Annotated in this window: 9 protein-coding genes; 8 read left to right on the forward strand and 1 reads right to left on the reverse strand. The window is 36.2% G+C overall.

Annotation, left to right across the window (positions count from 1 at the left end):
• Window positions 1–16: 16 nt before the first annotated feature.
• The 8 genes from porU to ASE21_RS04240 all read left to right on the forward strand — a co-directional run bounded on the left by porU (window position 17) and on the right by ASE21_RS04240 (window position 12,285).
• Window positions 17–3,853 carry a type IX secretion system sortase PorU gene (porU, locus tag ASE21_RS04205; RefSeq protein ID WP_057121315.1) on the forward strand — a complete coding sequence of 1,279 codons (3,837 nt, stop codon included), beginning with the start codon at window positions 17–19 and terminating at the stop codon, window positions 3,851–3,853.
• A 41-nt stretch (window positions 3,854–3,894) separates the two neighbouring features.
• Window positions 3,895–5,103, forward strand: a complete 1,209-nt coding sequence (gene porV / locus ASE21_RS04210; protein ID WP_057121316.1) for a type IX secretion system outer membrane channel protein PorV — start codon at window positions 3,895–3,897, stop codon at window positions 5,101–5,103.
• 75 nt (window positions 5,104–5,178) lie between these two features.
• A complete protein-coding gene (gene cdd / locus ASE21_RS04215) occupies window positions 5,179–5,661 on the forward strand; it encodes a cytidine deaminase (RefSeq protein WP_057121317.1) in 483 nt (160 codons plus the stop codon).
• Window positions 5,662–5,820: 159 nt separating this feature from the next.
• Window positions 5,821–6,819: a pyruvate dehydrogenase (acetyl-transferring) E1 component subunit alpha gene (pdhA, locus tag ASE21_RS04220; protein WP_057121318.1), complete on the forward strand. Its 999-nt coding sequence runs from the start codon at window positions 5,821–5,823 to the stop codon at window positions 6,817–6,819.
• A 6-nt stretch (window positions 6,820–6,825) separates the two neighbouring features.
• Window positions 6,826–8,469, forward strand: a complete 1,644-nt coding sequence (locus ASE21_RS04225) for a dihydrolipoamide acetyltransferase family protein (protein WP_057121319.1) — start codon at window positions 6,826–6,828, stop codon at window positions 8,467–8,469.
• 112 nt (window positions 8,470–8,581) lie between these two features.
• Window positions 8,582–10,429, forward strand: coding sequence for a hydrolase/aminopeptidase (locus tag ASE21_RS04230; protein WP_057121320.1), 1,848 nt, complete (start codon window positions 8,582–8,584; stop codon window positions 10,427–10,429).
• A 357-nt stretch (window positions 10,430–10,786) separates the two neighbouring features.
• On the forward strand, window positions 10,787–11,317 hold the full coding sequence (locus ASE21_RS04235) for a carboxymuconolactone decarboxylase family protein (protein ID WP_057121321.1): 531 nt from the start codon (window positions 10,787–10,789) through the stop codon (window positions 11,315–11,317).
• A gap of 89 nt (window positions 11,318–11,406) precedes the next feature.
• Window positions 11,407–12,285, forward strand: a complete 879-nt coding sequence (locus ASE21_RS04240) for a helix-turn-helix domain-containing protein (protein ID WP_057121322.1) — start codon at window positions 11,407–11,409, stop codon at window positions 12,283–12,285.
• Here the strand turns inward: ASE21_RS04240 and ASE21_RS04245 are convergent.
• Window positions 12,282–13,526 carry a glycosyltransferase gene (locus tag ASE21_RS04245; protein WP_057121323.1) on the reverse strand — a complete coding sequence of 415 codons (1,245 nt, stop codon included), beginning with the start codon at window positions 13,524–13,526 and terminating at the stop codon, window positions 12,282–12,284. The genes ASE21_RS04240 and ASE21_RS04245 overlap by 4 nt on opposite strands.
• Window positions 13,527–13,538 lie beyond the last annotated feature (12 nt).

Consider the following 13,538-nt stretch of genomic DNA (forward strand, 5'->3'; position numbering starts at 1 on the left):
TTCGGTTTTTAAGCTAATGAAACAGGCCATAATCTTATATCTATTTCTGATTCCTATTTTATCATTTTCCCAGATAAATGGGAGCTTAACGCTCGATTGGCAAGTTAAAAAAGAGATGAATTACGGCGACAGTAAAATTGTTATTCCGTACTTTACAGGAAACGCTTTTCGCTTCGACATTACTAAAAAAAGCATAACTCTGCTGCTAAATTTGAATCAGTCTAACGTCGCAAACGGCAGTTCTGTAGAAATTACAAACATAAATTTTGAGTCGGTTTCAAGAAGCGATCTGGGTGATTTATCGACAGAAAATATTCCGGAAAAAGTAAATCAATCACTAAAAATCACCACGGCAAGAGATTCAAAACAAGCATTTCTTTCTCTTTATCCTATTATTAAAGAAGGGAATAGCTATAAACGAATCCGGTCTTTTTCTTACAATATCAACAATTCTTTATCCAAAAGCAGAAATTCATCTGTATTTCAAAAATCGGCTGCTATTTCAAGTTCCGTTTTAGCTTCAGGAGACTGGTATCGCTTTTATGTAGAAAAATCAGGAGTGTATAAAATCACGAAATCATTTCTGCAAAGTCTTGGCTTTGACGCAAATAAAACCGATCCAAGAAGAATTAAAATATACGGAAACGGAGGAAGAATGCTTCCTTTAGCAAACAGCAGTTACTATCCCGAAGATTTAACCGAAAATGCCATTCAGATTATTGGCGAAAGCGACGGAACTTTTAACAATGAAGATTATATACTTTTTTATGCCGAAGGTGTCGAAAACTGGAATAACGAAAGCCAAACCAATCTAAATCTGTACAGCAACAGATCTTATTATTATGTTACGGCATCGGGAAGCGACGGAAAGAGAATTCCAAATTTTAATCAGCCTACAGCAAACAGCACGCTGGAACTGAACACGTTTGATGACTATCAGTATCACGAAATTGATCAAACAAATATTGTGCACCTTGGGCGGCAATGGCTGGGAGAATCTTTTGATATTAACGAAGAACAGGAATTTAGCTTTAGCTTTCCTAATCTTGACACTTCTGTTCCTGTAAAAATTGAAGTAAATACTGCTTCGGCTGCCTTTACTCCTACTTCATTTATTGTTTCGGCAAACGGACAAAATGTTGGCACTCTAAATTTTGCAAGTTTAACCGCAAGCTCAGAAACTAAATACCTAACTCAAAAACTTCCTTCAAACACAACATTTACAGGCGCAGAAAGCGTAAAAATTAAACTTACCTATAATAATAACGGAGTTCCCGGTTCAAAAGGATATCTGGATTATATTAATCTTATCGCAAAAAGAAAACTCCTGGGAACAGGAAAACAATTTAAATTTCAATATAATTTAGCGGGTTCAACGTCCGGAATTGCAAATTATACTATTGGAAACGCTTCGGGAATTTCACAAATTTGGGATATTACCGACCTATATAATATAACCAAAATTGAAAACACAAATCAGCCTTCTTTCAGCTTTAAAGCTAATTTGGGTGAAATTAGAAATTACATTGCAATTGACCCTGCCGATTATTATACTCCTTTAAAAGAAAATCAGTCAAAAATTGCCAATCAAAACTTAAAAGGAACTCTTTTTAGAAACGGCCAAAACAGTTTTCAGGACATTGATTATGTTATTGTATCTCCAAAATCCCTGGTTTCTCAAGCCGAAAAGCTGGCGAATTTTCACAGAACCAATTCAAATTTAAATGTAAAGGTTATTTCACTTGAAGATATCTATCAGGAATTTTCTTCCGGAAAACAAGATATTGCGTCAATCAGGAACTGCGTTAAGTACATTTACGAAAATGCTTCAGCTTCTGAAAAAAGAATAAAATATTTAAATTTATTTGGCGATGCTTCTTACGATTATAAAGACCGTATTTCAAACAACACCAATATTGTTCCTATATACCAGTCTTTAAATAGTAATTCTACCGGAGAATCTTCTTTTGCATCTGATGACTTTTTTGGATTAATGGATTCTGATGAAGGAATTGTGGCTTACCCTTTTGACGGAATTGACATTGCCGTTGGCCGAATGCTGGTTTCAGATAATGCCCAGGCTCAGGAAATGGTCAATAAAGTTTTAGAATACAATGACACCAAATCATACGGAAACTGGAGAAACAATTTTGTATTAATCAGCGATGATGCTGACCAAAGTTCTGACGCTTCTTTACAGGCACGCCAAAACAATCTGGCAGATGTGATTGCTGCTGAAAAACCTTTTTTAAATGTCGAAAAAATAATTTTAGATTCTTATACCCAAGAAGCTTCTGCCGGAGGATCAAGATACCCAAAAGCCAGAACCGACTTTTTTAATGCGTTTGAAAAAGGAGCTTTAGTCTTTAATTATTTAGGCCATGGTGGTGAAGACGGATTAGCAAGTGAACGAATCTGGGAAAAATCAGATGGACAAAATCTTAATAACCAGTACAAATACCCTTTATTTATCACCATTACCTGTGAATTCTCAAGATTTGATGACCCAACACGCCCAACTGCCGGAGAATATACTTTTTGGAATCCAAAAGGCGGAGCAATTTCCATGTTGACTACCATTCGCGAAATAGGTCAGTTTAATGCTGAAAATTTTAATGACAGTTTAAGCAAAAACCTGCTTTCGTACGGCTCTAATCAATACAATAGTATCGCGGAGTCTCTTCGGATTTCAAAAAATGAAAATCCAAGTTCTGCAAGTAATGTGGTTGTATACATAGGAGATCCGGCTTTAATGCTGGCTATCCCAAAACCACGAATTAATTTAACGAAAGTAAACGATATTGTGATTTCTCAGCCAATACCGGACTTTAAATCGCTTTCAAAAATTAAAATCAGTGGTGAAATTACAGATGAAAACAACATTCTTTTAAGTAATTATAACGGAGAATTAGCAACAGCTATTTTCGATAAAATGATCACTTCAACAACCTTAAATAATGATGGATATAGTCCTGCAATGTCATTTAAAACTCTGGGAGAAACTATATTCAGAGGAAATGCCTCTGTAATCAATGGTCAGTTTGAGTTTAGTTTTGTCGTGCCGAGGGACATTCGTATTCCGGTTGACAATGGCCGAATTAGTTTTTATTCTAAAAGAAATCAGGCTTTAGAAAACCAGTCAGGATTTAATACTACAATTAAAATTGGAGGAATAAATGAAAATGCACCTCAGGACAATATAAGTCCAAAAGTTAAGTTATATATGAATGATGAAACTTTTTTGTCAGGCGGAATTACAAATGCATCGCCCTTTCTTTTAGCGTTTTTAGAAGATGAAAATGGTATAAATACAGCTAGCGGAATTGGTCATGACATCATAGCTGTCCTAGACGGAGATGTAAGTAATCCTTATATTTTGAACGACTATTATCAGACAAAATTAGATGATTACACAAACGGAAATTTACGTTTTCCGTTAAGAAATCTATCTGCCGGATTACACACAATCAGTTTCACTGCATGGGATGTTTACAACAATCCTGTAACAAGCGAAATACAATTTGTAGTTGTAGGAGATGAAGAATTGACGTTAACACACGTTCTCAATTATCCAAATCCTTTTTCTACCTACACACAATTTTGGTTTTCACATAACAGACCTTACGAACCCTTGGATGTTCAGGTTCAGGTTATGACAATTACAGGAAAAATAGTCTGGACAAAAAACCAGATTATTACGACCGAAGGATTTTTATCGAGAGAGATTACATGGGACGGAAAAGATGATTTTGGCGACCGAATTGGAAAAGGAGTTTATATTTACAAACTCACTGTAAAGTCCAGTTTAACAAATAAAAAAGCAGAAAAATATGAAAAACTTGTCATTCTATAATATTATATATATTTGTAACACCAATACCATTAAGTCCAAAAATGAGAAAAATATCACTTTTACTAATTTTTTTATTAGTTAATTCTTTCGTAAATGCCCAAAATATTGAACGGCCTATAACCACAGGAGTTCCATTTTTATTAGTAGCAGCCGATGCAAGAGCTGCCGGTTTAGGCGATCAGGGTGTAGCCACATCTTCAGACGTATTTTCTCAACAATGGAATCCCGCAAAATATGCTTTCGCAGAAGATGCACAAGGACTTTCTATCAGTTATACTCCTTATTTAACAGATCTTGCCAATGATATTTCACTTGGCCAGTTAACGTATTATAACAAAATCAATGAAAAAAGTGCTTTTGGGGCAAGTTTTCGTTATTTTGGTTTTGGAGGAATTGAGCTAAGAGAAACTGGCGATCCAAATGAAGCTACCCGAGAAGTCAGCCCAAATGAATTTGCCCTTGACGGATCTTACTCATTAAAACTGAGCGAAACGTTCTCAATGGCTGTCGCTGGCCGATATATCAGATCCAACTTAAAAATTCCTTCCGGAGAAGTTGATGCTTCAGCCGCTAGTTCTTTTGCCGTTGATGTAGCCGGTTTTTATCAATCAGAAGAAATTGCATACTCCGATTTTAACGGAAGATGGAGAGCTGGTTTTAATTTCCAGAATTTAGGTCCAAAGATCAGTTATGACAACGACGATTTAAGTTCAAACTTTTTACCTGCTAACTTAAGATTAGGAGGAGGTTTTGATTTTATTTTTGACGAATACAATAAAGTAGGTGTAAGCGTTGAGTTTACAAAGCTTTTAGTTCCTACTCCTCCGGGATCAGGAACACCTGTTGACACAAATGGAGACGGTGATTTTACAGATCCGGAAGATATTTCACAATCAGAAGCAGATGCAATAAGCTACAACAAATACAAAGATACAGGCTGGGTTGAAGGAATTTTCAAATCATTTGGAGATGCGCCAGACGGTTTTAAAGAAGAATTAAAAGAAGTAACCTATAGCGCTGCTGCAGAATATATGTATCAGGATTCATTTGCAATGCGATTAGGATATTACCACGAAAGCCCAATGAAAGGAGCAAAACAGTTCTTTTCTTTAGGAGCCGGTTTTAAATACAACATTATGAGAGTTGATGTTTCGTATTTATTTTCAGCATCAAAAATGAAAAATCCTTTAGAAAATACGCTTCGTTTTTCTTTAACGTTTAACTTTGGCGACAAATACGAAGTTTATTAAACACAAAACATAAAAAACAATTACAATCCAAATTTCTATTTTTTAGGAATTTGGATTTTTTTTCCTCAAAATATAATGAAAGAAATAAGCATTACATCGTCGTTTACCATATATGACAACATCAATGAGCTTTCGCAGGAAATTCAGGATTTAATGAATCAGGCGATTGAAATTCGTAAAAAAGCTTATGCCCCGTATTCACAATTTAGAGTTGGGGCGGCTTTACTGCTGGATAACGGAAAAGTAATTTTAGGATCAAATCAGGAAAACGCCGCTTATCCATCCGGATTATGTGCAGAAAGAACTGCTATTTTTTATGCAGGAAGCGCCTATCCCGAAGCCAAAATTTTAAAAATGGCCATTACGGCAGCATCAGACACTAATCAGACTCAGGCACCAATTCCGCCGTGCGGTTCTTGCCGTCAGTCAATTGCAGAATATGAAATCAGACAAGACACCCCTATTGAAATTTATTTTATGGGCGAAATTGGCGAAGTTTACAAATCTGCATCCCTAAAAAATTTACTCCCTTTTATGTTTGATAAAAAGTTCTTGTAAAAAAAAGCCAAAAAAGACCTTTTAAATTTTAGTTCTTAAACGGAATGTCTTATTTTTGCATCCCGACCTTTCGGGCGCAAATTTGTGGGAGGAAACTATTTTGCGTTACAGGCACAATAATCGATAACACAAACAACTTTAGCAAAAGAAAGAATTCAGATGAAAGAAGTTACAAAAGAGGTATATTTAAAGTGGTACGAAGACATGCTGCTTTGGAGAAAGTTTGAAGACAAACTTGCAGCATTATACATTCAACAAAAAGTTAGAGGTTTTCTACACTTATATAATGGTCAGGAAGCTGTATTAGCGGGTGCTCTGCACGCTATGGACCTGACTAAAGACAAAATGATTACTGCATACAGAAATCACGTTCAGCCAATTGGTATGGGAGTTGATCCCAGAAACGTAATGGCAGAACTTTTAGGAAAAGTAACAGGAACTTCTAAAGGTATGGGAGGTTCTATGCACATTTTCTCTAAAGAACACCGTTTTTACGGAGGTCACGGTATCGTTGGCGGACAAATTCCTGTTGGAGCTGGTTTAGCTTTTGCTGATAAATATTTCAACACTGGCGGAGTTACTATGACTTACTTTGGTGACGGAGCTGCAAGACAAGGTTCTCTTCATGAAGCTTTCAACATGGCGATGTTATGGAAATTACCGGTTGTATTTATCGTTGAAAACAACGGTTATGCAATGGGAACTTCTGTAGAAAGAACTGCAAACCACACTGACATCTGGAAATTAGGTTTAGGTTACGAAATGCCTTGCGGACCTGTGGACGGAATGAATCCTGTAAAAGTTGCCGAAGCAATGCACGAAGCTATTGAAAGAGCACGCCGTGGAGACGGACCAACTTTCCTTGAAATGAAAACGTACCGTTACAGAGGACACTCTATGTCTGATGCACAATTATACCGTTCTAAAGAAGAGGTTGAAGAATACAAAAAAATTGACCCAATTACTCAGGTTTTAGATGTAATTATGGATCAAAAATATGCTACCGAAGAAGAAATTGAAGTAATTGACCAAAGAGTTAAAGACTTAGTTGAGGAGTGTGCGAAATTCGCTGAAGAGTCTCCATATCCAGACTTACAACAATTATATGATGTAGTATACGCACAAGAAGACTATCCATTTACACCTCATAAATTATAATAAATTATGGCAATTAAAGTAACTATGCCTCGTTTGAGCGATACTATGACGGAAGGAACGGTAGCAACATGGCTTAAAAAAGTAGGCGACAAAATAAGCGAAGGAGATATCTTAGCTGAAATTGAAACAGACAAAGCAACAATGGAGTTCGAATCTTTTAACGAAGGAACTCTTTTACATATCGGAATTCAGGCTGGAGAAACTGCTCCGGTTGATTCATTATTAGCAATCATTGGTAACGAAGGAGAAGATATTTCTGCTCTTTTAGCTGGTGGTGATGCTCCTGCTACTGAAGCTCCAAAAGCTGACGCCGCTCCTGCTGCTGAAGAAAAAACAGAAACTGCTGCTGCTCCTGCAAAAGCTGCAGCTGAACTGCCAAAAGGAGTTGTAGTGGTAACTATGCCTCGTTTGAGCGATACAATGACGGAAGGAACGGTTGCAACCTGGCTGAAAAAAGTTGGTGACACTGTTGCTGAAGGCGATATCTTAGCTGAAATTGAAACAGACAAAGCAACTATGGAGTTTGAGTCTTTCAATGCCGGAACATTATTATACATCGGAATTCAGGAAGGAAATACTGCACCAGTTGACAGCTTATTAGCAATCATTGGACCTGCAGGAACTGACATTTCCGGAATTGCTGAAAATTATACTGCCGGAGGCGCTGCACCTGCAAGTGCTCCAGCTGCTGAAGAAAAAGCTGCTCCAGCTGCCGAAAAAGCACCGGAAGCTGCTGCTGAAACTTCAAACGGAAGAATTTTAGCTTCTCCTTTAGCTAAAAAAATCGCTTCTGATAAAGGAATTCAATTGTCACAAGTTAAAGGTTCCGGAGAAAACGGGCGTATTGTAAAAAGTGATATCGAAAACTTTACTCCAGCTGCACAAGGACAATCTTCTGCATCTGCTCCGGCAGCAAAAGCTGAAGAAACCAAAGCTGAAGCTCCAAAAGTATTCGTTCCTGCAGGAGAAGTTTACACAGAAGAGATCAAAAATTCTCAAATGCGTAAAATTATTGCAAAACGTTTGGCAGAATCATTATTTACTGCACCTCACTACAATTTAGTGATCGAAGTAAGTATGGACGAAGCAATGGCTGCAAGAGCAACAATAAATACTGTTCCGGATACAAAAGTATCTTTTAACGATATGGTAATTAAAGCTTGTGCTTTAGCATTGAAAAAGCACCCAAAAATCAACTCTCAGTGGAAAGAAGATGCCATCATCATCAACCACCACGTAAATATTGGTGTAGCTGTAGCTGTTGAAGACGGATTAGTAGTTCCTGTATTGAAATTTACAGATGCTATGAGTTTATCTCAAATTGGCGCTTCTGTAAGAGACCTTGCCGGAAGAGCTAAAAACAAAAAACTAGGACCACAAGAAATGGAAGGAAGTACTTTTACAGTATCTAACCTTGGAATGTTTGGTATCACCGAATTCAATTCAATTATCAATCAGCCAAACTCTGCAATTCTTTCTGTAGGTGCAATTGTGGAGAAACCAGTAGTTAAAAACGGTCAGATTGTAGTTGGAAACACCATGATGTTATCATTGGCGTGCGACCACAGAACAATTGACGGCGCAACTGGTGCTCAGTTTTTACAAACATTAAAACAATACATCGAAAGCCCGGTTACAATGTTAGCGTAATCCCGCATTGTCAGTCTGAGCGTAGTCGAAGACCATAATTAAAATCCCGTTTTGTTTATTCAAAACGGGATTTTTTGTTTAATTTTCCTTCTCAAATTCAATACTTCATAAAATGAAAAAACTAACCTTTCTAATCTTATTTCTTACCGCAATTGCCTGCCAGAAAAAAGAACAAACTGAAAAAACTACAGCCGCTGTCGATGAGCATAGTTATTCTAAACCAGCACTTGCTGTTGCAAAACATCTCGATCTTGACATTAAAGTTGACTTTGACACTCAGACTATTTCAGGAAAAGCATCCTGGACTATTGACAATATCAGCAAAGGAAATGAAATTATTTTCGACGAAAACACTTTAAACATTACTAAAGTAACGTTGGGCGATAATGAAAAAGAAACGAAATTCGAACTCGGAAAAGATGTTGAATTTCACGGAAAACCTCTACATATTACAATTGAACCGAACACAACCAAAGTAAACATTTACTACAGCACAACTAAAGATGCTGTTGCGTTACAGTGGCTAAAACCAGAACAAACTGCAGACAAAAAGAAACCTTTTTTATTCTCTCAGGGAGAAAGTGTTTGGTCAAGAACTTGGATTCCGTGTCAGGATTCACCTGGAATTCGTTTTACGTATAATGCAAAAGTTACTGTACCTAAAGATTTATTAGCTGTAATGAGCGCTGTAAATCCACAGAAGAAAAATGATACAGGCGTTTATACTTTCAAACAAGACAAAGCAATTCCATCCTATTTAATGGCAATTGCAGTTGGAGATCTTGAATTTCAATCAATTGACCAGAGAACCGGAGTTTACGCAGAACCGTCCATGCTGAAAAAATCGGCTTGGGAATTTGCTGAGCTTGGAAAAATGGTTGTTGCTGCCGAAAAATTATACGGTCCATACCGCTGGGGACGTTACGATGTTTTGGTTTTACCACCAAGCTTCCCGTATGGCGGAATGGAAAATCCTAATTTAACTTTCTTAACTCCGGGCGTTATTGCAGGAGATCGCTCACTAACAAGCCTTTTAGCACACGAATTAGGCCATAGCTGGAGCGGAAATTTAGTAACAAATGCCACATGGGACGATATTTGGTTAAACGAAGGTTTTACTACTTATGTAGAACACCGAATTGGAGAAGCCATTTTTGGAAAGAAAGAATTTGACATGCAAAATGTTATTACCCGCAAAGAGTTAGTTGATAATGTCGCTGAATTTGGAAAAACAAATCCGGATACCAGACTTAAAGTTACTTTAACAGGCAGAAATCCTGATGACGGAATAAGTTTAATTCCGTATGTAAAAGGTTATGCATTTTTAAGAGTTATTGAAGATGCTGTCGGACGTGAGAAGTTTGATGTTTTTATCAAAAATTATTTTGATGCACACGCATTTAAATCTATTACAACAGAGGATTTTGTAAAGTATTTAAATGAAAACCTAATTAAAGGAGACAAAGCTCTTGCTGATAAAATAAAATTAGATGACTGGATCTACAAACCCGGAATTCCTTCTAATATTACTCCGGTAAGTGCTGCAGACTTTGATGTAATTGATAAAATTCAAAAAAGCTGGAGAGAAACCGGCGTAAAAGGATTAAGCAAAAATATTACGACAACGACAGAAAAGCAGTACTTTATAGATCATCTTCCAACAGATATTACTCCAAAAGAAATGGAAGAACTTGACAATGAATTCAGCTTTACAAAGGGCGTAAACTTCATTATCAAACGTCAATGGTTTGTTCAGTCCTTAATTCACCAGTACAAACTGGCTTATCCTGCAATTGAACAATTTTTAATTGGAATCAGCAGAACGGGATCTGTAATGATGTTGTATAAGGAAATGGTTAAAACTCCACAGGGAAAAGTCTGGGCAAAACAGGTTTTTGAAAAAGCCAAATCTGGTTATCATGCAACAACTATTCAGGCTGTTGAAGGAATTCTAAAATAAAAACATCCCGTAGGGATCACATATCGGTAGAAAAAAAATCCCGTAGGGATTGCATATCGGTAGAAAAATATTCGATCATTTTATTGTCCCGTCAGGGACTACACTAATTATCCTGAATGTGTAGTCCCTGACGGGACAAATGATTTAATGCAACCATTTTTCTACCGATATGCAATCCCTTCGGGATAAAAATTAATCCTTGATTATGATTGTAATTGAGGATTTTTATTTCTAAAAACACTAGGGAAAATTGTCCATTACATAGCGTATTTTCTCCATGTTTTAAAATCTGTAATCGTCGCACCTTTGTAATGTCAAAAGACAATAACAAATAATAACAATTAAAATTTAAATAAAATGACACGATTAACAGCATTAAAACCAGAAGAAGTAACAGGAAAAACTAAAGATTTATTCAACGCTGTACAGGCAAAATTAGGTGTTGTTCCGAACATGATGAGAACAATGGGAAATTCTCCGGCAGTATTGGAAGGATATTTAAACTTAAGCGGCGCTTTGAGCCACGGAAAATTAAGTGCCAAAACGGGAGAATTAATTGCTTTGGCAGTTTCAGAAAGCAACTCATGTGATTATTGTTTAGCCGCTCACACTTTTATTGGAGAAAAATTGGTAAAAGCAGACCCGGAAGTTCTAAAAGCTGCAAGATCAGGAAATTCTGCTGATGCTAAAACAGAAGCAATTTTGCAATTGGCTAAAACCTTAATCAGTAAAAATGGTTTAGTAAATGATGAAGATGTAAATAAAGCAAAAGATGCCGGAATTTCTGATGCTGAAATTGCAGAAACTGTTGCTCATACTGCTCTGAATGTTTTGACAAACTACTTCAACAATTTAGCAAATACTGAAATTGATTTTCCAACAGTATAAGTCAATATCTCAATAATAAAAAACAATGTATAAAGATAGCTGCGAAATTATTTCACAGCTATCTTTATATTTCCAAAAATGAATACATTATGAGTTCTCAAAACGTTTCTACTTTAATAAATCCGCAGAATGGAAATTTGGCTTTTAAGATTCTGACTTTTGATGACAACAGCCATTTTGATCACTTACAGCGCAATAATTATTATTCTTTAATTTGGGTATCCAAAGGAAAAGGTAAAGTAAAAGCTGATTTTGCAGAGCACCATTTTGAAGAAAATTCACTACTTGCCTTTTCGCCTTACCAGCCCTTTATGCTTTGTGTCAAGGAGCCAATTGAGGGCATTGCCATTCATTTTCATCCCGATTTTTACTGCATTCACATGCATCAAAAAGAAGTTTCCTGCAATGGTGTCCTTTTTAATAATATTTACCAGCCGCCGTATGTGATAGTTACAGAACAGGCGCAGCAGACATTTAAAATGGTAATTGAACAGATGAAAGCGGAAATTCAGAATGCAGAGTTAGCACAATATGAATTATTAATTTCGTATTTAAAGATATTTTTAATCACCGCTTCCAGACTGAAAACAGAACAGCTGGAAGAAATGAAATCGGTTCCGGATTCAAAAGAGCCCTTTATTCTTCAAAATTTAAAAGATGCTATCGAACTGAATTTCAAAACCAAACATTCGGCCGGAAATTATGCTGACTTATTAAATATTTCTCCAAAAGCACTCGCAAAATTATCCAAGAATTATTTCAATAAAACCTTAACGTGTTTAATTTCAGAAAGAATTATTATTGAAGCTAAAAGAGAATTGTATCTGACAAATAAAACAGTTAAAGAAATTGCTTATGAACTGGGTTATGATGACGAACATTATTTTAGCCGTTTCTTTAAAACCAATGCCGATGTTTCTCCGCAAATTTATCGCGAAACGGTAGGATTTGGAAAAATGGCTGTTTAATTTTTATTCTTGGCCTCGATCCATTTAGACATGTACATCGTGCTTTTATAGTTATGATGCTGCAGCAGATTACCCATAAAATTATGAAGGCGATGATTGGCTGAATCCGTTAAAAGGGATTGTACGGAAGAAATTAAACTGCCTGAATAGTCACTTTTTTGATAACATTTATTAATGATTTTGATTCCATTTTTTTGAGATGCTTTCCAAAGATTTTCATCTTTATAAAGCAAAATAGCTTTTTTGGCAAATTCCTCAGGATCGTTTTCCACAAAACCATTCCAGTCTAAATCAGAATGCATTGCCTCCGAACCAATTGAGGTTGTCACGCTGGGCGTTCCGCATTGCATCGCTTCTAATAATTTTCCTTTTAAACCTGCTCCAAAACGAATTGGTGCCAGAACAACTCTTGCTTTTTTTACCACTTCATTTGCATCTGCCGCCCTTCCCATTATAAAAAAACCATTTTTAGGCTGGTGCAGCTGTAATACTTTTTGAGAAGGATAGGCGCCATAAACCTCTAAAACAGCTTCTGGAAAGTCTTTTTGTATAGAAGGCCAAATGGCTTCCTTTAAATACTGAACCGTATTCCAATTGGGTTCATGAAGAAAATTTCCGATAAACACAAAACTTTTACGCTCTTCAAAAGAAGGCAGTTTTAAAAGATCATTCTCCTCCATCCTATTGACTAAAAAAGGAAGATAGAACAATAAATCAGGATTTATTTTGAAGCTTTCTTTTAAAATATCCATTTCAAACCTTGAAATAATCAGAGACAAATCGCATCTTAAAATACTGGCTATTTCTCTTTTTGCAACTTCTTCAGAAAACAAATCTACCAGTTCAAAATTTCGTTTTTCTTTAAAAGCTTTTTGTCTAGCAGTCCGCAGACAATGTAAATCTTCCGTATCTAAAATCCTTATCGCTTTTGGACATTTTTCCGTTACACGCCATCCAAACTGCTCTTCGATCATAAAACGATCAAACAAAACAACATCAGGATTTATTTCGGTTATAAAGTCATCAAAACTTGACGAATTGAGTTCAATACTTTTTTTAGCAACGCCAAATTTAGATAAATCCACCATAAAATCACTATCCTGAGCCGCACTTGCAAACGTAATTTCGAATCCATTTTCTTTGAAAATAGAAATCAGCTGCATCATTCTTCCACCTGCCGCAGAAGAATTTGGCTCAGGCCAGACAAACCCAATTATTAGAAGTTTTTTTATCTGATTCATGGTAATATTTTT

The organism is Flavobacterium sp. Root901 (assembly GCF_001429765.1).
GTDB lineage: Bacteria > Bacteroidota > Bacteroidia > Flavobacteriales > Flavobacteriaceae > Flavobacterium.

What these genes read in the sequence shown, in the direction of transcription:
- porU (WP_057121315.1), top strand. Translation starts at nt 17, where the DNA reads ATGAAACAGGCCATAATCTTATATCTATTTCTGATTCCTATTTTATCA.
- porV (WP_057121316.1), top strand. Translation starts at nt 3,895, where the DNA reads ATGAGAAAAATATCACTTTTACTAATTTTTTTATTAGTTAATTCTTTC.
- cdd (WP_057121317.1), top strand. Translation starts at nt 5,179, where the DNA reads ATGAAAGAAATAAGCATTACATCGTCGTTTACCATATATGACAACATC.
- pdhA (WP_057121318.1), top strand. Translation starts at nt 5,821, where the DNA reads ATGAAAGAAGTTACAAAAGAGGTATATTTAAAGTGGTACGAAGACATG.
- ASE21_RS04225 (WP_057121319.1), top strand. Translation starts at nt 6,826, where the DNA reads ATGGCAATTAAAGTAACTATGCCTCGTTTGAGCGATACTATGACGGAA.
- ASE21_RS04230 (WP_057121320.1), top strand. Translation starts at nt 8,582, where the DNA reads ATGAAAAAACTAACCTTTCTAATCTTATTTCTTACCGCAATTGCCTGC.
- ASE21_RS04235 (WP_057121321.1), top strand. Translation starts at nt 10,787, where the DNA reads ATGACACGATTAACAGCATTAAAACCAGAAGAAGTAACAGGAAAAACT.
- ASE21_RS04240 (WP_057121322.1), top strand. Translation starts at nt 11,407, where the DNA reads ATGAGTTCTCAAAACGTTTCTACTTTAATAAATCCGCAGAATGGAAAT.
- ASE21_RS04245 (WP_057121323.1), bottom strand. Translation starts at nt 13,526, where the DNA reads ATGAATCAGATAAAAAAACTTCTAATAATTGGGTTTGTCTGGCCTGAG.